At 68.6% G+C, this 23,458-nt stretch carries 20 protein-coding genes; 16 read left to right on the forward strand and 4 right to left on the reverse strand.

What is annotated here, in order from left to right:
- Positions 1 to 26: 26 nt before the first annotated feature.
- The 4 genes from ABIC25_RS23900 to ABIC25_RS23915 all read left to right on the forward strand — a co-directional run bounded on the left by ABIC25_RS23900 (position 27) and on the right by ABIC25_RS23915 (position 5,307).
- Complete coding sequence (locus ABIC25_RS23900) at positions 27 to 2,528, forward strand: helix-turn-helix transcriptional regulator (protein ID WP_354563460.1); 2,502 nt, start codon at positions 27 to 29, stop codon at positions 2,526 to 2,528.
- Between the two features lie 194 nt (positions 2,529 to 2,722).
- The gene (locus ABIC25_RS23905; RefSeq protein WP_239403081.1) at positions 2,723 to 3,523 is read left to right on the forward strand and encodes an enoyl-CoA hydratase/isomerase family protein; all 801 of its coding nucleotides are present in this window, start codon (positions 2,723 to 2,725) and stop codon (positions 3,521 to 3,523) included.
- The gene (locus ABIC25_RS23910) at positions 3,520 to 4,278 is read left to right on the forward strand and encodes an SDR family oxidoreductase (protein ID WP_064572087.1); all 759 of its coding nucleotides are present in this window, start codon (positions 3,520 to 3,522) and stop codon (positions 4,276 to 4,278) included. Before ABIC25_RS23905 ends, ABIC25_RS23910 begins: the two co-directional genes overlap by 4 nt.
- 351 nt (positions 4,279 to 4,629) lie before the next feature.
- The gene (locus ABIC25_RS23915) at positions 4,630 to 5,307 is read left to right on the forward strand and encodes a hypothetical protein (protein WP_354563461.1); all 678 of its coding nucleotides are present in this window, start codon (positions 4,630 to 4,632) and stop codon (positions 5,305 to 5,307) included.
- Between the two features lie 192 nt (positions 5,308 to 5,499).
- On the opposite strand, the gene arr is transcribed toward ABIC25_RS23915, so the two are convergent.
- The 4 genes from arr to ABIC25_RS23935 all read right to left on the reverse strand — a co-directional run bounded on the left by arr (position 5,500) and on the right by ABIC25_RS23935 (position 8,663).
- A complete protein-coding gene (gene arr, locus ABIC25_RS23920) occupies positions 5,500 to 5,928 on the reverse strand; it encodes an NAD(+)--rifampin ADP-ribosyltransferase (RefSeq protein ID WP_239403212.1) in 429 nt (142 codons plus the stop codon).
- 163 nt (positions 5,929 to 6,091) lie between these two features.
- Positions 6,092 to 6,556, reverse strand: a complete 465-nt coding sequence (locus tag ABIC25_RS23925) for a hypothetical protein (protein ID WP_239403079.1) — start codon at positions 6,554 to 6,556, stop codon at positions 6,092 to 6,094.
- Between the two features lie 153 nt (positions 6,557 to 6,709).
- The gene (locus ABIC25_RS23930; RefSeq protein WP_354563463.1) at positions 6,710 to 8,041 is read right to left on the reverse strand and encodes a sensor histidine kinase; all 1,332 of its coding nucleotides are present in this window, start codon (positions 8,039 to 8,041) and stop codon (positions 6,710 to 6,712) included.
- A complete protein-coding gene (locus ABIC25_RS23935; protein WP_101821782.1) occupies positions 8,025 to 8,663 on the reverse strand; it encodes a response regulator in 639 nt (212 codons plus the stop codon). The genes ABIC25_RS23930 and ABIC25_RS23935 overlap by 17 nt, the downstream gene beginning before the upstream one ends.
- 351 nt (positions 8,664 to 9,014) lie before the next feature.
- Here ABIC25_RS23935 and ABIC25_RS23940 point away from each other — a divergent pair, with 351 nt between their 5' ends.
- The 12 genes from ABIC25_RS23940 to ABIC25_RS23995 all read left to right on the forward strand — a co-directional run bounded on the left by ABIC25_RS23940 (position 9,015) and on the right by ABIC25_RS23995 (position 23,324).
- Positions 9,015 to 10,445 (forward strand): MFS transporter, encoded by a 1,431-nt coding sequence (locus ABIC25_RS23940; RefSeq protein WP_354563464.1) that lies wholly within the window; start codon positions 9,015 to 9,017, stop codon positions 10,443 to 10,445.
- 22 nt (positions 10,446 to 10,467) lie between these two features.
- Positions 10,468 to 11,112, forward strand: coding sequence for a GntR family transcriptional regulator (locus ABIC25_RS23945; protein ID WP_101821854.1), 645 nt, complete (start codon positions 10,468 to 10,470; stop codon positions 11,110 to 11,112).
- Between the two features lie 21 nt (positions 11,113 to 11,133).
- Positions 11,134 to 11,946: a carbon-nitrogen family hydrolase gene (locus ABIC25_RS23950; protein ID WP_354563465.1), complete on the forward strand. Its 813-nt coding sequence runs from the start codon at positions 11,134 to 11,136 to the stop codon at positions 11,944 to 11,946.
- Entirely contained in the window at positions 11,943 to 12,626 is a 684-nt protein-coding gene (locus ABIC25_RS23955) for a DUF2848 family protein (protein WP_354563467.1), read from the forward strand. The genes ABIC25_RS23950 and ABIC25_RS23955 overlap by 4 nt, the downstream gene beginning before the upstream one ends.
- 2 nt (positions 12,627 to 12,628) lie before the next feature.
- A complete protein-coding gene (locus tag ABIC25_RS23960; RefSeq protein WP_354563469.1) occupies positions 12,629 to 14,083 on the forward strand; it encodes a 4-hydroxyphenylacetate 3-hydroxylase family protein in 1,455 nt (484 codons plus the stop codon).
- Between the two features lie 11 nt (positions 14,084 to 14,094).
- A complete protein-coding gene (locus ABIC25_RS23965; protein WP_064569928.1) occupies positions 14,095 to 14,442 on the forward strand; it encodes a cupin domain-containing protein in 348 nt (115 codons plus the stop codon).
- A 9-nt stretch (positions 14,443 to 14,451) separates the two neighbouring features.
- Entirely contained in the window at positions 14,452 to 14,976 is a 525-nt protein-coding gene (locus ABIC25_RS23970) for a flavin reductase family protein (RefSeq protein ID WP_354563471.1), read from the forward strand.
- A gap of 108 nt (positions 14,977 to 15,084) precedes the next feature.
- Positions 15,085 to 16,077 (forward strand): nucleotidyl cyclase domain-containing protein, encoded by a 993-nt coding sequence (locus ABIC25_RS23975; RefSeq protein WP_354563472.1) that lies wholly within the window; start codon positions 15,085 to 15,087, stop codon positions 16,075 to 16,077.
- 71 nt (positions 16,078 to 16,148) lie between these two features.
- Complete coding sequence (locus ABIC25_RS23980; RefSeq protein ID WP_354563474.1) at positions 16,149 to 18,332, forward strand: DUF2254 family protein; 2,184 nt, start codon at positions 16,149 to 16,151, stop codon at positions 18,330 to 18,332.
- Positions 18,333 to 18,382: 50 nt separating this feature from the next.
- Positions 18,383 to 21,121 carry a helix-turn-helix transcriptional regulator gene (locus tag ABIC25_RS23985; protein WP_354563475.1) on the forward strand — a complete coding sequence of 913 codons (2,739 nt, stop codon included), beginning with the start codon at positions 18,383 to 18,385 and terminating at the stop codon, positions 21,119 to 21,121.
- 124 nt (positions 21,122 to 21,245) lie between these two features.
- A complete protein-coding gene (locus ABIC25_RS23990) occupies positions 21,246 to 21,869 on the forward strand; it encodes a hypothetical protein (protein ID WP_004021451.1) in 624 nt (207 codons plus the stop codon).
- Between the two features lie 45 nt (positions 21,870 to 21,914).
- Positions 21,915 to 23,324 (forward strand): carotenoid oxygenase family protein, encoded by a 1,410-nt coding sequence (locus tag ABIC25_RS23995; protein ID WP_354563476.1) that lies wholly within the window; start codon positions 21,915 to 21,917, stop codon positions 23,322 to 23,324.
- Positions 23,325 to 23,458 lie beyond the last annotated feature (134 nt).

The raw sequence follows: 23,458 nt of genomic DNA on the forward strand, positions 1-23,458 counted from the left end.
ACTCCCGGCCACCCCTGGTCTGTGCGATGACGCCGACGACACCGGTCTCGATGATCGGCGACCTGTCACCCGCTGCGTCGCGTATCTCGTCGTGGATCTCGGGCGTCGTCGACCGCGCGCAGGGCGGCCATCCGCTGTGCGCCGTGGTCGTCGGAACCCCGGGAAGCGGACGGTCGACGCTGCTGGGCGGCGTCCGGGAACAACTGCGACAGCGGGGTCTCCCGGTGAGTGTCGGGCTGCCCACGGGCAGCGAGACCGGCCCGGTGTTCGTCCTCGCCGACGACATGCACTTGTGGCCCGGGCCCGTGATCGAGACCGCCCTGGGGATGCTCGACGCCGGGACGATCGGGTTGATCGCCACCACCGAACCGAGGGAACTGGACCCGAGCGTCCGCCTGCTCCGGGACCGCTCCCGGCCATACGGTGCCGTCCTCGAACTCGAGGCTCTGGGCACCGCCGACGTCCTGACCCGCGCGACGCGCACGGGTCTGACGCTCGACCCGACCACGGCATCGCAGATCCGCCGACGCTGTGGTGGTGCCCCAGTACTCGTCGACAGCGCACTCGAGGCGATCCGGAATGCCGGACTCGGCGTCGGGAACACCGCCGACGAACCGTCCGCCGACGTGATCGCGATCGTCGAACGGGTGGCCCGCGACTGGCATCACCGATTGTTGCGCGGGCTCGATCCGCTGACGCTCGCCGTGCTCGCCCTCGCCTCGGTCCGGGCGCCCCTCGACCCCGACAGCCTGGCCGACGCGGCCGGAGTCGACCGGGCTGCCGCGGCCGGGGCTCTCGACCGGGCACGGGGCTGCGGCCTGTTGCGCGGCTCGGACGTCTTCGTGTCGGCCGCCGCCGGACCGTTGCGAGATGTGCTGGGGGACCGACGGATCGGCGAGCTCCGCCACAGATCCGTCGTCGCCGCACTGCGCGCGGCCGAACTCACCCCGGACACCGCGCTGCTGGCCGCCGAGGCCGGTGTCGACGACCCACGCATCGTCGACGCGTTGCTGGCCGGCGCCACCGACGCCACCGGGGCGCGGGCGGCGGTCCTCCTCCGGGCCGCCGACCGGGTGGCGCCGGGACGCGATGACGTCCGGTTGCTGATGGCGCAACGAGCACTGGCGTCCGGTGACCTCGATGGCGCGGGCGACGCGGCCGATCAGCGGTTGGAGACGGCCGGTCCGGCCGACCCCGGGGTCGCGGAGTGGGTGGAGCTCGCCGCCACCGTCGCCGCGCATCGCGGACTGGCGTCGCATGCCGCCGACCTCCACCGGTGGGTCGGCTCGAGTTCGTCCGGGGTGCAATCGCTCCCGGCCGCGGTGGCCCTGCTCGCCGTCGGTGATCGCGCGGCGGTCACCGCCATCGCCGCGGCGGATCGAGGCCGCGCGCCGGTCGCAAGCAGGGCCGCACGGTCGCTGGTGACCCGTGGGCTGCTGGCCACCCTCGGCGATGCGGACGACGCGCCCACCGGCGACGACGCGGTCGACGCCGTGATCCGGGGGCTCTCGGCCGGGGGTGCGGGGTTCCGGGGTCCGTATGCGGGCCGGATTCTGCAGGCGGCCACCGCGGTGGCGCTGAATCACGGTGACATCGTCGGGGCACAGACGATCAGGTCGGTGGCCCCCGAGTCCGGGCGCGCCCTGATCGACGCCGAGATCGCCTTGGCCGTCGGCGATCTCGAGATGACGGCGCGCCTGATCCCGTCGGATGATCCGGTTCCTGTGCCCGAACGTCTTCGATGGCAGGCGATTCGACTCGGACTCGCACGACGCCGAGGCGACGCTGCTGCACTGGCCGCGGCGTGGCAGCACGGGTTGTCGCTGCTCGCCGGCACCGAGGTGGACCTCTTTCTGCTGCGGGCGTTCGGCGAGTTCTGGATCGCCGCAGCGAGTGTGGGCCGGTTGTCGGCGGTCGATCGACACGTGGACACCGCCGACCGGTTGCTCGCCCGTCTGGAGGATCCCCCGGCATGGACACAGTTCTGGGACTTCGCCGGCGTGCAGGCAGCGGCCACCGCGCATGACGACACCGCCATGGCGCACCGGTTGGCTCGTCTCGACCTCGCAGCGGCGGAGAACCGGACGGCCCGCTCGCTCGCCGTCGCCGCCCGCGTCTGGGTGTCGCTGACACCCGATGACTCCGAGGCTGTCGCCGCCACCGCGGTTGAGGTCACGGCGGCGGTCGACGCGTTGCGGAGTGTCGGATTGCACTGGGAGGCAGCCCGGCTCGCAGGTATGGCCGCGCAGCGAACCGACGACCCGTCGACCGCGGCCGGGCTCCTCGACACCGCCCGCTCGGCCGATGAGGAACGGCGTCGCACCCCGCCGATCGGTGGACCGCTCACCGAACGCGAGGCAGAGGTCGCCCACGAACTACTCCAGGGCTTCACCTACCGGGAGATCGGTGAGCGACTGTACATCTCGGCGAAGACCGTCGAACACCACGTCGCCCGGATCCGACGCAGGCTCGACGCCGGATCCCGCTCGGACCTGATGGCTGCCCTGCGCGCGGCCGGGTATCGGTGACGACTCTGCCCTCGCGCTGAGAACCGCCCCAGGAGAGGCCGCCGGGGACGATAGGTCGTCGGTCGACTTCCCTGGGGTGGCTTCCGGGTCGTTTCGACGACGGCCCGCGCGGAGATGCCACGGATCGGAACCCGGCGGTGGTACCAACAGGTCATGGAACACATGCTGTGCCCCGGTGATCGAGAGCCGCTCTGATGCCGGCGGTCCTCATCGAGCGCGACGGTGAGATCACGACGCTCACCCTCAACCGCCCGGACGCGCTGAACACCTTGAACGTCGACCTGGTTCGGGAACTGACCGGTGCCCTCGATGCCGTCGACGAGGATCCCGGGTGCCGGGTCGTGATCCTGACCGGGGCGGGCCGCGCGTTCTGCGCCGGCCTCGACCTGAACGGCTACGGCGACGACGATTCCGTCACCGACCGCGGTGGGGTGATCCCGATGTTCGAGCGCCAGCAGGACATCGCCGGTCTCGCACGCCGGTTGCACGGGCTGCGCCAGCCGGTGATCGCCGCGGTCAACGGGCCCGCCGCCGGCGGTGGTCTGGCCCTGGTGTGCGCGAGCGACATCCGCATCGGGTCCACGACGAGCGTGTACGCGGTCGGGTTCATCCGGGCCGGGTTCTCCGCCTGCGACATCGGCGTGTCCTGGTTGCTCCCGCGCCTCGTGGGGACGGGCCGGGCGCACGAACTGATGCTGACGGGACGCAAGTTCACGGCCGTCGAGGCGGAGCGGTACGGATTGCTGGTCGATCTGGCCGAGCCCGGGGAATTGCTTGATCGGGCACACTCGACGGCCCAAGCGATCCTGGCCAATCCGCCGCTGTCGGTGGAGCTCACCAAGGTCGGGATGTGGGCCGCGGTGGAGTCCGATTCCTTCAGTGCTACCGTGGAATTCGAGAACCGGCAGCAGATGATCACGGCGATGACCGAAGATCGGGGCGAGGCGACCGCCGCCTTCCTGGAGAAACGAGCACCGAGGTACCGACGACGATGACTTCTGACCTGTTCGATGTGAGTGGCAAGACGGTGCTGGTCACCGGTGGCACGTCGGGTATCGGGGCGATGATCGCTCACGGCCTGCACGACCGTGGGGCCCGGGTGCTGATCACGGGCCGCAACGATGACGCGCTCGCCGACGCGCGCGCTGCGGGACTCACTGCGCTGCAAGCGAATCTGTCGACCGCCGAGGGTGCGCGCGCGCTCGCGGAGCAGGTGGCGTCGGAGACCGACACCCTCGACGTCCTGGTGAACAACGCCGGTGCGACCTGGGGCGCGCCGCTCGAGGAGTTTCCGGACTCGGCCTGGGACCGGGTGCTGAAGCTCAACGTGCAGACGCCGTTCGTGCTCACGCAGACGCTGCTGCCGTTGCTGACCGGTACCGCAACGGCTGACAACCCGTCGCGGGTCATCATGATCGGGAGCGTCGACGGGATCCGGGTGCCGCGCACCGCGTCGTACTCCTACTCGTCGAGCAAGGCGGCCGTCCACCAGCTGACGCGGCATCTCGCACGGGACCTCGGCCCGCGCCACGTCACCGTGAATGCCATTGCGCCAGGGCCGTTCGAGTCCAAGATGATGGCGCCGATCCTGGCCGAGCTGGGGGACGAGGTCGCCGCGGCTTCGCCGCTGGGGCGTATCGGTCGAGCCGACGACATGATCGGGACGGTGGTGTTCCTCGCCAGCCGTGCCGGTTGTTATCTCACCGGCACCGTGATCCCGGTCGACGGCGGGATCGCGACAACGCTCTGACCCCTGAGTCCAGTCGACGGGATCCGACGCACGGTCAACGAAATACGGCGCACAGTCAACGAAATCCGGCGCACGGTCAACGGGATTGGGTGCACGGTCAACGGGATCCGACGCACGGTCAGAGGGCAGTGCGGAATAGGCAGATGGTCGGGAGTTCCGGATCAAGAAAAGCACATACGGCATAGTCCACTGTGCGATGTGCGTGCTGGTCAGGTTCGCTGTGTAAAGGTGTTCCTCATTCAATTCCCGTCAATCGCGCTGGTATCCGATAAATCTCTTTGTTAGCTTGCGGGAGATCGATGGACCGAATGACAAAGGAGGAAAGAACCAGTGCGAAATAATCTCATCCGTGTGACCACAGCTGGCGCGGCCCTCGGGGTCGCGGCTCTGATCGCTCCCGCGGTGGCCACCGCAGCCCCGGTATCCGAGGCGAACTGCGCCAGGACCTCGACACCCGCGAACCCCGCGGGGTGGGGCAACACCTTCGGCGACGAGCAGGGCCAGGCGGGCAAGGTGACCGCCACCACCGTCGTCGACCAGGACGGGTCGCTCGAGTTCGTGACCTCCGAGCAGACACCGCGCCAGGCCTCGTACCACCGTGCCGGACAGCTCGAGTTGGCCGACGCCGCGACCAAACCGCTCAGTTTCGAGAAGTCCGACGGTCAGGCGAACTGGCAGATCCGCGTGACCGGGGCGAACACCGGACAGGGCAACGGATTTGCCACGCTCGTCTGGACCGCTCCGGCGGGCGCGGGGAAGCAGGACGCCGCCGGCTCCGATCAGTGGTGGGCCACGCGCGACCTCGGTGACATCGAGAAGGGCACCAACGCCACGTTGGACGATCTGGTGAAGGCGGCCAACACCGAGGGTCACACCACGGTGGTGGACCACTACGGGATCTCGAGCCAGCCCAACGAGAAGACCGGCAAGGTCAACGTCGACAACGTCTCGTTCAACGGCTGCACCACCAACTTCGCCGCATCAGGTGCCGGCGGAGCATTCGGATCGCTGGAGAACATCTTTCCCTGATCCGTGAGTTCGACACTGCAGCAGGCGGGCCCGCGACCGGCGATCGGTCGCGGGCCCGTTTCCTCCCACCGGAGGTGAGCGGGTGTCATCCGCTCACCCGAGGGACTCCGACCTCACCACTGGTCGGAGCCGACGTCGACTGGCGACACTCTCGCGTCCTGCGGACGGGATCGGTGGATCGGGTGAGGCGCTTCAGTCGTAGAGCACCGCGTCGCCACGCTTCTTGAGTTCCTCGAGCCCCGCGCGGAACCGCTCGAGGTACTCCGGTGAATGACCCTCCCAATCGGTCATCTCGCCGACGACCCGGACCGGCCGGGCGCTCCGGTAGGAGTGGGTCGGGTTGCCGGGGAACTTCTTGTCGGTGACGTTCGGGTCGTCGTGCACGTCGTCCTGCGGTTCCACGACGTAGACCCGGGGTGGACCGTCACCCACGGCCATCTCGGCCGCGAGCACGGCGCCGTCGAGCACCTTGGTCATGTAGACGAAGTTCGAGATGTGCTCGGGCCGGTAGTTCGACCGGTGACCCGGTCTCAGGAAGTCGCCGACGCGGAGATCTGCCTTGGTGCCGTGGAAATAGTCCCCGGACTCGTGCACCCGGAAACGTTCCGGTGTGTCCGCCATGTCTGGCATCGATTGCCCTCCCAGTCGTCGGTCGTCGAGCGATTGTGCCCGGCCACCGGGGTCTTGCCGCAAGCCCCGGTCCCTGACTTATGGTGAAAGGGGCGGGGTTCGGGGGCGGGAGCACCACCCCCGAACCGATCCCCTCATCCTCCTCTCGGATTTCTCACCACTGGTCGAAGCCGACGTTGATCTGGGGGTATCCGGTGTCGATGTGGTTGTTCATCCAGTAGTTCTGGGCGTGGGGTCCCCAGATGGTGCTCATGGCGGTGTTGACGTTGTGGGGGTGGTTGGTGAGTTGGTAGTTGGCGGTGGGGCCGAAGGCGCCGATGCGGTAGATGGCGTTGACGTCGAGGTGGTTGGTGAAGGGTGCGGTGGCGGTGATGGTTTCGGTGGCGCCGGGGTAGAGGATGTGTTGGGGTGCGTTGACCCATTGGCCGCCGTCGGCGTTGGCGCCTTGGAGGTATTCGGGCTTGTCGGTGTGGTTGGTGATGGTCATGGCGACGGTGGGTTCGCCGGGGCGGGTGATGGGGAGGGTGCCGGCGTGGGCTGCTCCGGCGGCGCCGAGGGCGATGCCTGTTGCGGCGGCGAGTCCGAGGGTGGCGGTGGCGATGCGGGTGGTGGTCTTCATGGTGTGCTCCCGGTGGTGTGGGGGTTGTTGTGGTGACACCAGTGACTTTCCTCGGGATGTGGGTGTGGTGGTTTCCGCTGACCGGGTGATGGTGGGGGTGAACGCTGCATCCACCGATCGGGGGACACCGATTCGGGATGTGCGCTCCGCGCGTCACACTCCGCGGGCCGGTACCTCGACGACCGCGACGGTTCCACCGCCCGGATGCTTCGACAGCGACAACGTGCCGCCGCTGCCCTCGATACGCACGCGTCGTGAGGCAAGTCCGATGTGGCCGTTGGCCTGTCGCCGACGCATCAGCTCGTCGACGTCGATGTCGGCCGGCAGTCCGGTGCCGTCGTCTACGACGACGAGACGCGCTCGTCCATCGTCGAACTCGGCAGTGACATCGACTGACGTCGCGGACGCGTGCTTGATCACGTTCGTCAGCAACTCGCGGGCGGTGGCGAACAGCAGCGAGTCGGCAGAGGTCCGCAGTTCCGGCGGCCAGCCTGCGGTGTCGACGGCGACCGCGGGTGCGCCGGCGCGGCTGCCGAACGACGAGGCGAGGTCGGTCAGGGCGATCGACAGCCCGGCCTGTTCGAGTACCGCCGGGTGCAACTCGCTCAGCGTCGAACGCAGGAGCTGGGCGGCGTCGCGCAGTGCACCGTCGACGCGGTCGAGGGTCACGGGGTCGGCGGAATCGCGCAGTGTGGCGAGTTCCTGACGCGCGGCCAGCACGTACTGCAGGGCCCCGTCGTGCAGGTTGTCGGCGAGGGCCCGCCGTTCGCGCTCCTCGATCTCCATCGTCGCATCGAGCAATCGGGCGCGTTCGGCGGCGAGCGCCCCGATCGTCGTCACCCGCGATCGCTGCAACCGGGACAGCAGGATCGCGCCCACGGCCAGCGCCGCGACGACGAGGACGCGCAGCACGATCACCGACCACGGTTCGCCATTCGAGGTGCGAGCCAACGCGGACGAGACCGCGTACACCGCGGTCGTGACGACCACGACCACGGCGCATGTCCTGGGTTGCAGTGCGATCGCCGCGATCATCGGCACGAGGACGAAACCGCTGAGGAGAACGTCGGTGGTCCAACTCAATTCGTTGGACCGGCTCGCCGCCACGGCGAGCGCCGTGAGCAGCAGGAGGTCGATGGGCAACGCGATCCACGAGTAGCGGATCATTGCCGACTCGTGTCGGACGACGACGATCGCCCCACCGATGCACCAGGCCGCGTACAGGAGTGCGGTCACGACGCTGAAGGTCTCGGCGTGCGCGGGTGGATCGAGACTGACGGTCAGCAACACGAACAACGACAGGAACAACCGCAGGACCACCTGAATGCGGATCCCGCGGATCGCGTGATCGATCAGGATGTTGTGGATCCGCGGCTCGTCGGCGAATTCGTCGAGACCCAGATAGCGTGTGGCCCCGGCGATCCTGTCGCTGTCGCCCGCGTCGGACCCCCGACTCGCGGGGTCCGCGCTACTCGAGGAGGCCACGGCGCATCGCTTCGGCGACCGCGGCCGCGCGGTCGGACACGCCCAGCTTCTCGTACAGACGCTGGGTGTGGGTCTTGACCGTCGACGCACCGATGTAGAGCTCGGCGGCTACCTGCGGGATCGATTGTCCACGAGCGAAACCCGTGAGCACCTGTCGTTCCCGCTCGCTCAGCGCCGGCGCATCACGCTGGGTCTGCGCCCGGATCTCGCCGGCCAGTCCGGCCGCGAGCTCGGGTGGCACCACGGTCTCGCCTCGTGCCACCCGAGTCACCGCGCCGACGATGTCGTCGCGATCGGCATCCTTGGACAGATAACCGGCCGCACCCTCCTGCAGCGCCCGGAAGACGATCGGGCCGTCGGTGACCGCCGACAGCAGCAACACCCTCGTCGCCAGCCCGTCCCGCGACACCGCATGCGCGACCTCGACGCCGGTCATGAGCGGCATCTGATGGTCGACGACCGCGACATCGGGGTTCTCGCGTCGGATCAGCTCGAGACCCGCGGCGCCATCGCCCGCCTCGCCGACGACCCGCACCCGGCCACTGGCCGTCAGGCCCCGGGACACACCGTCGCGGAAGAACGGGTGGTCGTCGACGACGACCACGGTGACGAGGCTGTTCATCGGATCAGGATATGTCCCGGTGCGTCTCGAACCGACCGTATCGGCCCGCATACGCCCCCGAAACGACGCGCGGCCTGGACATTCGCCGCGGCCGCGTTACCGCCAGGTTGCCTTCCGTGACAATTCGTTTACGCCCCTTGCCCGATCGTGTACGGGTCGTATACAACTGGTGTACGGCCTTGATGTGGTCCGCTTCACACGGTGATCAATGGTCTCGGGGTGGCTCGGTGGTTGCAGCAACAACCACCGAGCCGGACAGCTCCACCTGCACGTCCGGACGTTCGCCTACTGGCAGGTAGGCGCCGGTCGCGCAGTCGTCACGCAACGACGATTCGACTGAGGAGTCGACATATGGCAACTGCCACCACGAAATCTAGCAGTCGTAGATCCCACACCAGCCTTCCGGTGATCGCCGGTTCCAGCCTCGCCGGAACCGCCGTGGAGTGGTACGACTTCTTCCTCTACGGCACCGCCGCCGCGCTGGTGTTCAACGAGGTCTTCTTCCCCGCCGACGACCCGCTCGTCGGCACCATGCTGGCCTTCGCCACCTACGCTGTGGGCTTCATCGCCCGACCGCTGGGCGCGGCGGTGCTCGGCCACTATGGCGACGTCAAAGGCCGGCGCGCCACCCTCATCGCGAGCCTCATGCTCATGGGTGTCTCGACCTTCCTGATCGCGTTCCTGCCGTCCTACGCCGCCATCGGTGTCGGCGCGCCGCTGCTGCTGGTCTTCCTGCGCCTGGTCCAAGGGTTCGCGCTCGGCGGAGAATGGGGTGGTGCAGTGCTCCTGGTCAGCGAGCACGGTGACTCGACACGCCGGGCGTTCTGGTCGTCCTGGCCCAATCTCGGTCCGCCACTGGGAAATCTCATGGCCGCCGGTGCGCTCGCGATCCTGTCCGGGGTGATGTCGGAGGAAGCGTTCCTGTCCTGGGGCTGGCGGATCGCCTTCGCGCTCTCGGCCGTGATGGTGATCGTCGGGCTCGTGCTGCGCCTCTACGTCGCCGAGACCCCGCTCTTCGAGAAGTCACAGCAGAAGGCGAAGTCGGAGACCCGCCGGATGCCCCTGGGGGCCGCGGTGCGTGGGTACTGGCGTCAGATCCTGCTGGCAGCGTTCACCCGTTTCGGTGAGAACGCCGGCTTCTACATCTTCTCGCTGTTCGTCATCACCTATCTGACCCAGATCCTCGACCTCGACCGATCGACCGGGCTCAACGCCGTGATGATCGGAATGGTGGTGGCCCTGGTGACGATTCCGTTGTTCGCCATCCTGGCCGACCGGATCGGCAGGCGCCCCATCTACATCTCGGCCTCCCTGGCGACGATTGTGTGGGCCTTCGTCTTCTTCGGGCTGCTCGACACCAAGAACACCGTGGCGATCATCGTCGCCGTCTCCGTCGGTCTGCTGATCTTCGCGGCCTACAGTGCGGTGATCGGGGCGTTCTTCTCCGAGCTGTTCCCGACCGAGGTCCGCTATTCGGGTGTCTCCCTGGCCTACAACCTGGCCTCGGTGCTCGCCGGTTCGCTGGCCCCGATCATCGCGATCGCGCTCTACAACTGGTTCGACACCGGTTACGCCATCGGCGCGTACCTCGCAGTCATGGGCGTCATCTCACTGATCGCCGCCATCATCGCCCGCGAGACGCAGTCGGTCGACCTGGCGACGGTCGGCACCACGAGGGACGACGCGGGGCTCGATCACGAACCCGACGAAGATCGCACCGCCGCAGGCGAAACGACCACGACCGGCACAAAGCAGCAGCCGTCCACCGCCGTTGCTCGGTGACGCTCTGAGAGGAGACCACATCATGTCGACATCGCGCTCCGGCACGACAACCGCGCCCGAACTCGCCTACGAATGGCTGAAGCAGACCATCATCACGCTCCCGCGCGACGAGGAGATGTTTCTGTCCGAGGCTCAGGTCGCGGCGTCGTCGGGAATCTCGCGCACCCCGGTCCGCGAGGCCCTGATGCGGCTCGAGGCGGAGGGTTTCATCCGCCGCGTTCCACACAAGGGGGCCTACATCCCGGCGCTGTCGGATCGCGATGTCGACGAGGTCATGCAGGCGCGACGTGTCGTCGAGGAGTGGTCGGTGCACGAGGTGGCACCGCGGCCGGGACTCGTCCCGGACAAACTGGCGCTCCTCTTGCAACAGCAGGAAGACGACCAGGACCCCGTCGACTTCATCGCGCACGACCTCGAATTCCACACGACGATCATCCGAGCGGCCGGCAACAGCCTCATGGGTGACTTCTACAACTCACTGCGCGATCGCCAGATGCGCATGGGTGTCCGCATCGTCATGAACGACGAGCACCGCAAGAAGCAGGTGCTGGTCGAGCACCGGGCGATCGCGGACGCAATCCGGGCAGGAGACGTCGACGCGGCGGTTCGCAGTGTGCGCGAGCACCTTCGGACCACGCACGACTCCCTGCGCCACTCCCATCTCTAGATCTGTACCGAGGAGACCTTCATGAAGATCGCACTGGTCCAGGTGGCCAGTCCCGACGACGAGACCGCCGCACATCGTCTCGACCGCGTGCGCACGCTCGTCGACGGCCTGCCCGACGACATCGACCTCATCGTCCTGCCGGAGCTGTGGCGGGTCGGTTACAACCACTTCGACGACTATCCGGCCTCGGCCGAGGACCTGTACGGGCCCACGGTGTCGACCATGGCTGCCATCGCGCGTCGACGGAGCTGTCTCGTCCACGCGGGCAGCATCGTCGAGGATCGTGGTTCGAACCGCCTGCGCAACACCGCCGTACTGCTCGGGCCGGACGGTACCGTCGTGCACCACTACAGCAAGGTGCACGTGTTCGGATATCAGTCGCAGGAGGCTCGGCTGCTGGAACCGGGCGAGCAGGTCCACGCCGTGGACACAGCCTTCGGCCCGGTCGCCGCGACCACCTGTTACGACCTCCGATTTCCCGGGCTCTGGTCCGAGATCGGCCTCGCCGGAGCGCAATTGGTGATCGTACCGGCAGCCTGGCCGATCCCGCGTCGGGAGCACTGGCGGTTGCTGACCTCCGCTCGCGCCGTCGACAACCAGGTGTTCGTCATCGCGTGCAACGCCGCCGGTACCCACGCGGGGGTCGAACTGGCGGGTCACAGCCGCATCGTCGACCCGTGGGGATCGATTGTCGCCGAGGCCGGTTCGGCCGAAGGTGTCACCCTCGCCGAGATCGACCCCACCCTGGTCTCCACCGTGCGGTCCGAGTTCCCGGTACTCGGCGACCGCCTCCCCGACTATTCCGTCCTGTCCCGTAGAAAGGTCCACTCATGACCGGTACCGACACCCGGGTGCTCAGCTTCACGATCGCCGGCACCGCCGAGCAGGTCGAGTTCGACACCCTCCGCACACTCGTCGCCGGGTACACCGGGCGCGACGAGGCCGCAGTGCGACACCACATCGACGAGCTCGCGGCGATCGGGGTGGCCCCGCCGCCCGAGGTCCCCATGTTCTATCCCGTCGAGCCCGGCAGCGTCACCACCGACGAGGTCACGGAGGTCTACGGTCGCGAGACCTCGGGCGAGGTGGAGCCGGTGCTGCTGCGCCGGAAAGGGCGCTGGTACCTCGGGATCGGCTCCGACCACACCGACCGAAAACTCGAGACCGTGGACATCGGTGACTCGAAACGCGCTTGCCCCAAGCCCATCGGTTCGCAGATCGCCGAGATCACGTCCTGGGACGAGTTCGACTGGGACGCATGCCATGCCCGGAGCTGGGTCGACGGTCACCTCTATCAAGACGGCTCGCTGGCGGGACTGCGGACGCCGCAGAACCTGCTCGGCATCCTCGGCGAACGCGAGGGCGACGACGGCGCCGACCTGCTTTGTTTCGCGGGCACGCTGCCCCTCCTCGACGGCACCTTCGTCTACGGCACCCGCTGGGATCTCGAACTCACCCTGCCGGACGGGACCGTCCTCACCCACTCCTACACCTCAGATCCGGAAGGACGATGATGATGCGTACCGGAACCGACTACCTGGCCTCCCTGAACGATGGACGCGTGGTGCTCGTCGACGGGCAGAAGGTCGACGACGTCACCACCCACCCGGCGTTCGCGCCGGTCGCGGCGACCATCGCCGAGATGTTCGATCTGGCCGCCGACCCCGAGCGCGGGATGCAGTACACCGCGCCGGAGACCGGTGCCCCTGCCAACCGCACCTTCGGGATCCCCCGCAGTCGTGAGGAACTCAGACTCCGTCGCGAAGCCATCCAGACGTGGGCCCGGCACACCCATGGGTGGGTCGGACGTAGCCCCGACCACGTCGGAACCTTCCTCGCATCCTTCGCCGCCCATCCCGAGGTGTTCACCGGCGAGGGCCGCGACCTGGCGGTGAACGTGACGGCATTCCATCGTCGGTTGCTGGAGGAGAATCTGTATGTCTCCTATGCGATCATTCCGCCGCAGGTCTCGCGGGCGACCACGGCGTCGGGCTGGGAGGGCGAGTTCCTCCAGGCCGGTGTCGTGCGCGAGACCGACGATGGGATCATCGTGCGCGGGTCGCAGATGCTCGCCACCGGCGCCGCGATCGCCGACGAGGTGTTCGTCTCGTGCATCAAACCGCTCGGCCCGGACGACAGTGACTTCGCCGTCTCGTTCGTGGTCCCGGTGGCGACCGAGGGACTGAAGCTGTACTGCCGCCGTCCCTATGCGCCCGCCGCGACCAGCAGCTTCGACTACCCGCTGACCTCACGGTACGACGAGCCCGACGCCCTGGTGGTGTTCGACGACGTGCTGGTGCCCTGGGATCGGGTGTTCGTCGACCGCGACATCGTCGGCGTGCGCCGCCAGTTCTTCGAGACCGGAGCACACGTTCTCGGCAACTGGCAGGCGCAGATCCGCTTCGCCACCAAGCTGAAGTTCATCGCCGGCGTGGCGCGCCGGGTGACCCAGGTGAACGGCGTGGACAAGATCCCCAGCGTCCAGGAGAAGCTCGGCGAACTCGCCGCCGTCGTGTCCGGCGTCGAATCCGCGGTGCTGGCGGCGGAATACACGGCGGAACCGGACGCCTCCGGGCAGTGGCTGCCGGGTCGGCAGGCACTCTACGGGTCGATGGGTCTGCAGTCGGAGACCTATCCGCGCGTGCTCGCCATCCTTCGCGACCTGGTCGGCGGTGGGGTGCTGCAGCTGCCCTCGAGCGTGCACGACCTCACGAGCTCGCTGACCGCCAAAGACATCCAGCAGTATGTGCAGTCGCCGGGAGTGCCGTCCGAAGAGCGGATAAAGCTGTTCAAGCTGGCCTGGGACATCGTCGGTTCCGAGTTCGCCGGCCGACACCAGCAGTACGAGATGTTCTACGCCGGAGCGCCTTTCGTCGTGAAAGGTGCCTACACCTACCGCAACTACGCCTACGACGACGCGCTCGAGGACGTTGCAGGCTTCCTGCAGTCCTACAAGCTCGAAAACGCCTGAGAGGAGCCATCATGGCCAAACCCGAATACGAGTTCTTCCCGGTCACCGATGTGGAATACACCGTGTGTCCCGGCGGCGATCCCAAGATCACCGAACGCATCCTGTCGCGCGACCCGGACGGCAACGTCGCCACCCGCATCCTCCGCTACGAGGCGGGCGCCGACTCCAGCCCGATGGGCGTGCAAAAGCACGACTTCTGGGAGGAGGTCTACATCCTCGAGGGTTCGTTCGTCGACCTGACCCTGGACCAGACGTTCTCGGCCGGTGAGTACGCCTGCCGCCCACCGGGAATGCCGCACGGCCCGTGGCGTACCGACGAGGGTGTGCTCACCTTCGAGGTCCGCTACCGCAGCGCATAGGAGACGATCATGACCCTGCCGGCCTTCTCTCGTCCCACTCCCTCCGACATGCGACGCAGCATGGGGAGGTTCACCACCGGTGTCGCGGTCGTCAGCGCCGAGGACTCCGACGGCGAACCGTGCGGCATGACCATCAGCTCGCTGACGTCGATCAGTCTCGACCCCGCGATCATCCTGGTGTCACTGACCCACGGATCCCGGACCACGGACGCGGTGGAGGCCGGCAGGCGGTTCGCAGTGTCGATCCTGTCGTCCCGGCAGGAGGCGGTCGCCCGGCGCTTCGCGACCCGTGGCGGCGCCCGCTTCGAGGGACTGCCGTATGACCGCACCGCGTGCGGACTGCCGGTGGTCGCCGATGCACTCGCGCACCTGGAATGCACGGTGCACAGCGCGCACAACATCGGCGACCACCGCGTCTTCTACGGCGACGTGTCCGAGCTGCGGTGGCGCGACGGCACCGGCCTGGTGTTCTACTCCGGCCGGTTCGGCGACTTCCGCGACTTCGGTCACGACGAGGTGCCCTGGCTGTTCTGAGCCGGAACAACGCTCCGACGCCACTCCGGATACCACGGCCGGTCGCGCGAGACAGCGTCATTTGGCAACCTCGACTCGGGGAACCGAGATCGAGGATCGGAGTGGGGGATGAATCGACCGGACCTACACCTGGGAGCGCTGGGCGGCCCGCTCCCGCGATCGCCGCTGCACGTGCTGCGGACCTACCTGGCCGCGACGACGCTGTTGTACGCGATGGGCGTGGCCCTCACGCTGTTCCCGGTCGACGACTCGGCGACACTGTCCGACCCGACCGGGGGACTGATCGCCGTCGCGCTGGGAATCGCGGCGCTGGGGTGGCTGTCGGTGCGGCCCCAGCGTCCGCTTCCGGCCGTGATCGCGGCGTGTGCGGCCACCCCGACAGTGATGGCGTTCCACGAGCTGATCGCTGCCGAGTTCCTCTGCATGGTCGCGGCGATGTTCCTGGCGATGTACCTGCGCGCCACCTTTCCGCGTCGCCAGGCGTGGGTGCTCGTCGGTCTGCTGACCGTCGGGTGTGTCGTCGCGCTCGCGGTGGCGCCCGCGCCCAAATACCTCAGCACCTACATCGTCGTCGCGGTGGCGATCCCCGCGGCGGCCGAGTCGTTCGGGTTGCTGACGCGGACACTGCTCACCGCGGTCTGCACGGACCCGCTGACCGGCGTCTTCAACCGCGCGGGTTGGGAACTCGCCACCGCCGGGCTCTTCGCCGGGCGGCGGTCGGCCGCGGCGGTCACGGTGATCTCACTGGACATCGATGCTCCTGCGCCGGCCGCCGGCATCGGCGATGGTGAGGCGGCGGGCCGGCAGCTGGTGCAGAACGCCCGGACCTGCGTCGGTCTGCTGCCCGCCGAGACCGCGATGGCCCGTCTGGGCGATTCCGAGTTCGCGATCTGCGTGGTGCACGACGACGACGGCCCGCCCGGGCAGGCTGCGACGTTGATCGACGAGCTGCGAAGAGAGCTTCCCGATGCCTCGCTGGCTGCCGCCACCGCACCCGCGCCGGCCGCGGACATCACCGCCCTGCATGCGCAGGCGGCATCCCGGCTGGCGTCGGTCCGACGCGACAGGACCCGACGGTCGGATCAGCCGGACCCGCAATGACGTCACCCGGTGTGATCACCGGAGTGGCGATTGCCCGCGAGAACGGCCGGCGCTCCCGCTAGGGTCGGGGGATGACCGGGTGGTTCGATGAGCGGATCGTCGAGACCGGTCGTCTGCCGCTGTTCTTCCTGCTCCTCGCCTTCGTCCTGACCTTCCTGTTCATCCGGTTCAGCGTGCGGATGATCCGCGCGGAGGTCAGTTGGTGGCCCGGGAACGTGACGCCGGGCGGGGTCCATGTCCACCACGCCTTCTTCGGGATGATGGCGATGTTGGTGGCGGGCTTCGGTTTCGTCGCGGTCGATCCACTGCGGACACCGGTGATCGACTGTGTGCTGGCGGCGCTGTTCGGGATCGGCTCGGCGCTCGTCCTCGACGAGTTCGCGCTCATCCTCCACCTCCGCGACGTCTACTGGGCGGAAGAGGGCCGAACGTCGATCGACGCGGTGTTCGTCGCGATCGCGATCGGTCTGCTCTTCCTGCTGGGGTTGCAGCCGTTCGGGGCGTTCGAGGTCGTCGGGGACATCCGAAACGAGAACGGGCTCGTGGCACGTCTGATCGCTGCGGGTGTCGTCGTGCTGAACGTGCTCCTGGCGATCGTCACGCTGATCAAGGGCAAGGTGTGGACCGGTCTGGTCGGCATGTTCGTCCCGGTCCTGCTGTGGTTCGGGGCAGCCCGACTGGCTCGGCCGCGATCGCCGTGGGCCCGGTGGCGGTACAAGAACCGTCCCCGCAAACTGGCCCGGGCGATCGGGCGTGAGCAACGCTACCGAGAACCGCTGATGCGGTGGAAGATCGTCGTGCAGGAAGCGGTGGCAGGTCGATTCGGGGTGCCCGAGACCCCCGCGCCGATTCCCGCCACGACACCGGCACCGACGGCGGTCGGTGTGGTGACCGAAAAAGTTCCGAGTGCGCTGGCAACCGCGATCCGGTGGCGGCGCACGCGCCGGGCGCTGCGCACGGTCCCGATCTGGCGATTGCCGGTCGTGCTGGTGACCCTCGCGATCGTCGCCGCGTGGACCACCGTCGGATTCGACGAGCTCCTCGAACTCGAAGTGGACCCGGGCACGCTGGCGACGCTGCTGAGCGTGATCGCCGGCTCGATGGCGACACTGACCGGTCTCGTGTTCACCGCCGTCACCCTCGCGATGCAGTTCGGCGCGTCGTCGATCTCGGTGCGGGTGATCCCGATGCTGCAGCAGGAACCCGTCATGCGGTGGTCCACGGGCTTCTTCCTCGCGACCTTCGTCTACAGCGTGATCATCGCGATCGACCTGTCGGTGGGCGGCCCGGACGAGCCGACTCCCGGTCTGTCGACGGCGATCGCGTTCATGCTCACCACGGTCAGCGCCTATCTCTTCATCGCGCTGGTCGGGAAGGTCGGGACCATCCTGAACACCGCCCGACTGCTGCAGTGGATCGCCGACGACGGCCGGTCGGCCATCGTCCGGCAGCTACCGCCACCGGCGGCCCACCACGAGCTCACGGCGGCAACCGGATTCGACGAACAGGTCGTCGCCGGGACCGCCGCCGTCCCGGGTGTTGGCAGCCTCGATCCCGGTGCCGCGGCGGAGGCGACGCACACGCAGATCAGGCTGGGGGAGGTGAGCGCGCGAGGGCGGGTGTTGCTGGCCGTCAACGGCGATCGACTTCGACGGCACGCGGCGTCGTGGGACGTACGGATCAACCTGCTGATCGCCGTCGGCGACCATGTGCCGCACGATCTCCCGGTGGTCGAGGTCATCGGGGACCCGGCACGGGTGGAGAAGCGCCGGGTGCTGGCCTGCCTGCTGTTCGGCGACACCCACCAACCATCGGTGAGTCCCGCTGCGGCGCTGCAGGCGATCTCGGACATCGCACTCAAGGCGATGTCCGCGGGAAGCAACGATCCGAGCGTCGTGGTGCAGGCGCTCGATCACACCGAGGATCTTCTGCTGCTGCTGGCACCGCGGCTGTGCGGCGACCGGACGGCGCCGGACACCTCCGTCCGCGGTATCCGCCGCAGCTGGGCGGACTATGTCGCGATCGGGACCGACGAGATCCGCCGGCACAGCACCGGACAGGTGCAGGTGCAACGCCGCCTCCGTGCGTTGTTCGAATCCCTCCTCGGCGGTTGCGGGCCGGCGCAGCGCGCCCCGGTGTCGGAGCGACTGGCCGTGCTCGACGCGCAGGTCGCGCGCGACTGGTCCGACGACCTCGATCGGCGGCTGGCCGCAGCCGCGGACCGCCAGGGCTACGGTTCCGAATTCGGGCGGTGACGGTGAGCCGATAGATCACGCGAATCGGACACAGCCGATACCCTGGGTCCGTGCTCGCGTCTCACTCCGCTGACCGTCGCGAGGTGGTCGACGAGATGCGCAACGTCGTCGCGACCGCCCAGCGGGAACCGGGAACAGCCCGTCGCGGAGTCTGCGTGATCACCGCCGGACCGGGAGCCGGCAAGACCCACACCCTGCGGGAATTGGCGTCGGCCGCCGACGGATCCGTCCGGACGGTTCGGGCGGACGAACTGTCGTGGCGCCAGCCGTTCGGGCTCGCGGGGCAGTTGCTCGGCGTCGAGCTGCCGAACCCGGTGCCCGACGGCTTCGAGGACGACCTGTATGCGCGCGTGGACGCGCTGTGCGCCGGTGGTCCGCTGGTGCTCGTCGTCGACGACGCGCACCACGCCGACGCCGCGACCCTGGAACTGTTGTCTCGTCTCGTGACCGCAACCCGGGTCCTTCCGCTTGTCCTTCTCGTCGGTCGCCGGCCGCTACCGGAACGGGATCTGCTGAATCGGGTCGTGGCGCGAGCAGAGGTGGGCGAATGGTCATTGCCACCGCTGGGCGTCGACGAGGTTCGCCGGATCTCGGCCGAGATCGTCGGTGCCGCACCGGATGACGAACTGCTCGGGCTCCTCGACGCATCGGGAGGCAATCCGATGCACGTGATCTCGGTTCTGCGCGCCCTCCAGCAGTCGGGTGGCCTGCGGATCGCCGACGGCCGTGCGTCGGTCGATGCCCGCACCCGGGCGGGTATGCCGAGCGGGCTCGAGGACGCGATCGCCGAGCATGTCGCACTGCTCGACGGCCGCGCGCGCGAACTGACCCAGAAACTGGCGGTGTGGGGTGGCCCGGCGACACTCGCCCAACTGGCCGCGGTCGACGCCGTTCCGCCCGCCTCGCTCGTCGGGGCGGCGCAGTCGGCGATCGACGCGGGGATCATCGCCGTCGACGATGCGGGAGCTCTGCGGTTCACCCACGACCTGTATGCCGACGTCACCTACGGGCACCTCGATCCGATGTTGCGCTCGGTGCTGCACGATGCGATCGCCAGTCATCCCAGCACCCGGCACAACCCGCAGTCCGTGGCGCATCACCGGATCGCCTCGGGGAGTGACGAATCCGCGATGTTCGCCGCGGTGCGCCGGGCGGAGAGCGAACTCGCCAGCACACCGGCCGTCGCGGCCGAGCTCCTCGAGACCCTGGCCACGCGTACCGTGCGCCCGCCGGCCGGGGTGAACACCGCCCTCGCCCTCGCCCTCGCCCGCACCGGTCAGCTGGACCGCGCGTCTCGGGTCGCCGAGGACGGCATGGCGTCGGCGACCGAGATTGCCGAGATCGCCGACCTCCACCGAATCCTGTTGTTCGCGTTGATAGCCCAGGGCGAGACCGACCGGGTCCGGAGTCTGATCGATGAGACCCTGAAGCTCCCCGTGGGTGACGATGTCGTCGGCACGCTCACCGATCTGCGGCACTACGTCGGCCTTCTCGACGGGCGTGCCCCCGCCCCGGACACCCCGTTCTTCGACGTCGACCTGGATGCGTCGACCCGCTCGGTGTCCGGCCTGATCGCCGAGGCGCTCCGCCTGTTCCTGCGTGGCGAGGTGGACGACGCGCTGCGCACGGCGTTGCTCGCCTCGCGACGCGACGCCGAGGAATCCGCCGCCGGCACGTTGTCCACGTCGTCCGCCGACATCTGGCCCTCACTGATCGAGCAGTACGCGCACGGCCCGGCCGCCGCGGCGGACCTGCTCGCGGGCGCCGCTCGGTTGCGTTCGAGCCGGGGAACCGACTGGATGACCGCCTATCACGAGTTCACCCGCGGTGGGATCGCGCTTGGGCTCGGCGACCTCGACGACTCGGCCGCGTCCTTCGACGCCGGCCTGGACCGCGCGGACTCCGCGGACATGGGCTGGAAGTCGATGGCGGTCGGCGGCCGGGCCATGGTCGATGTGCTCCGTGGCGACCTCGCGACCGCGTCGACCCGGCTCGACGCGTGGGACGGGACGGGCCTGCCGAATCAGTTCGGATTCCCGGTGCCCGCCCACGCCCGGGCCCTGCTGCACGAGGCGAACCGGAAGCTGCGCGCGGCCGCGACGACGGCCGGTGCCGCCTGGGATGACGGCCGCCGCTTGAACCTCTGTTCCTGGCTGCCCACCGTCGCGCTGGGAACCGCGCGGATCGGCGTCCGCGCCGGCGACACCGCGCTGCTCGGCAGTGTTCTCGACGGTCTCGACGACATCCCGATCCCACCCGCGTGGCCGATGTCCGGCCCCGTCGCGGTGGCCCGCGCGATGTGCGCCGTGGCGCTCCACGACGAGAACCCGCTGACGATCGTGGCCGCCGCCGACGAGCATGCCGACATCCTGCAGACCGTCGGAGACCGGCAGTCCGAAGCGTGCGTGTGGGAGGAGGCCGCCTGTGCGGCGGCGATGGCGGGAGATCGGGATCGCGGCCGCGACCTCGCCCGACGTGCGATGCGCCTGACGCGCGCGATGGGTGCCGCCACCAGCTCGGCGCGCGTGGCCTCCAGGTTGCGGCCGTTGGGGATTCGGCTCGATCCCGCCGCGCGGGACCGGCCGACGCACGGCTGGGAGAGTCTCACCAAGACCGAGACGACCGTCGCCGAGCTGGTCGCGACCGGTATGAGCGGAGGCGAGATCGCCGACCGTCTGTTCATCTCGACCCGCACGGTGCAGACCCACGTCTCCCACGCCCTGGCCAAACTCGGGCTGCGCACCCGCGTCGAACTCGCCGCGTTCGTCGTGGGTCGGCAGCAGAACTGATCGAACTCCGCACAGTTGGCGGCGATTTCTCCGTCATGACGCAGATGTACGCGTCATCGGCGCGGCGGACAGTAGGTGTACCCCAACGAGGACCCACCTCGGCCGTACCGAAGGAGAACACACCGTGAACGCCAAGTCGATGATCCTGGGACTCGCCCCGTGGTTCGTATTCGCCTGGTCGGCCGAACGCCTGGGCGCCGACCACGTCACGCTCGCCGCGCTCGCCGCGTGCGCACTGGCCCTGGCCGTCACCATCTACGAGGCGGTCCGCACCGGCGGCGGCTGGAAGATCATCGACGTCGCCGGGGTCGTCCTGTTCGGTGTCATCGCGCTCATCGGCGTCTTCGGCGACCACGGGGTCGACGAGGCACTCGTGTTCTTCGGACGCGGTGGTTCGGCGTTCGTCCTCGCCGCGGTCATGGCGGTGTCGGCGTTCACGGTCCCGTTCACCGAGCAATATGCCCGGGAGTCCGTCGACCCCGCGCTGTGGCACTCGCCCGTGTTCCGTGCGAAGAACCGCCAGATCAGCCTCCTGTGGGCCGGTGCGATCGCACTCATGGGTTGCTCGCACATCGTCGCCGGGTTCCTGGCGTCGTCGGCGTCGGTATCGGGCAGCCACCCCGGCAACATCCTGCTCAACTGGGTCGTCCCGATCGCGCTGATCGTGTTCGCGGTCAAGCGGACCCGGGCCATCGCCGACGCAGCGCCCAGCGCGCCCGCCGACTCCACCGCACCGGCCGCCGGCTGAACCGCCGCGACGCAACCAATTTTCGACCAGCCCAGAGGAACTCCGATGACCATCGCAACGCCCCCCACCCCCGCTCCCGTCGACATGGCCCACCACGCCCACCTCACCGGTGTCTTCGCGCCGCAGCGCGACGAGGTCGATGTCGCCGATCTGCCCGTCTCCGGCGAGATCCCGGCGGGCCTACACGGCAGCTACCTACGCAACGGGCCCAACCCTCGCTTCGATCCGATCGGCTCGTTCGTCTATCCCCTCGACGGCGACGGCATGGTGCATCGGATCAGCATCTCCGACGGTCGCGTCGGGTACACCAACCGGTTCGTCCGGACCCCGATGGTGATCGCGGAAGAGGCTGCCGGACATGCTCTCTGGTCGGGACTCACCGACGGATACACGCCGCCGGCAAGCGTGGTGGGTGACGAACTGGCCGGCACATACCGCGAACTGCCCGACATCAACATCGTCCGGCACGGCGGACGACTGATGGCGATGGCCGAATCCGACCAGCCCTATCTGCTCGAGCCGTCGTCGCTGGCCACCCTGGCCAAGACCGACTGCTCCGGGGCGATGCGGGTGGGTAGTACCGCCCACCCGAAGATCGACCCCGCGACCGGCGAGATGGTCTTGTTCAACTACGGCCTCGAGGCGCCATACCTGACGTGGTCGGTGGTGTCCGCGGACGGGACGACGACCACCGGCCCCACCCCGGTCGACGGACTCGACAAGCCGGTGATGATCCACGACATGGCCTTGACATCCCGATACCTCGTTCTCTTCGTGTGCCCGTTGATCTTCGACCTCGAAGGCGTGATGACCGGCGGGTCGCTGCTGTCCTGGCAACCCGACGACGGCACGCGCATCGCGCTCATCCCGCGCGACGGCGGTCCGGTGCGCTGGGTGCACACCGACCCGTTCTGGGTGTGGCACTTCGCCAACGCCTTCGACGGCCCGGGACCAGACGACAGCGTCATCGTCGACTACGTCGAATGGAGCTACCCGGGAGGGTTCGCCGACGAACCGCGGCCGGCGACGTCGGCACTCACCCGGGCGATCATCCGCCCGGACGGCTCGATCACGCGGAACACGATCAGCGACAACGCCTTCAACATGGAGTTCCCGCGGGTTGACGACCGACTGCTCACCCGGGATCACCATCGTGTCGCGACGGTGGCCAAGGGGCCGAGGGACAGTGGCGCCACCGACAGCCTCTGGTTCCACGACCTCGCCGCCGGAACCGAGACCTACTGGAGTCCCGGGACCGCCATCGGCGAGCCGATCTACATCCCGGGCGCCGACGGCGACCACTGGGGCGCGATCGGCACTGATCCCGCCGACATGCGTTCGTATTTCTACCTTCTCGCCGCCGACGAGCCGACGGCCGGGCCGGTCGCCACCGTCGAACTCCCGATCCGCGTCCCGGCCGGCCTCCATGGAGCCTGGCTCGCGGACCCGGCGTGACGACAAACCCACCCTGTTTCCGTGAACTCACCCCGTCCGCTGGACTGGTCCCCAGGAGTTGGACTGGTAATTCGGGAGGTTACGCCACGAGGGTCTGAGTCCGGTATTGCACCGGGCTTAGACCCTCGAGGCGT

It is taken from the genome of Gordonia sp. PvP123 (genome assembly GCF_040547295.1).
GTDB classification, from domain to species: domain Bacteria; phylum Actinomycetota; class Actinomycetes; order Mycobacteriales; family Mycobacteriaceae; genus Gordonia; species Gordonia terrae.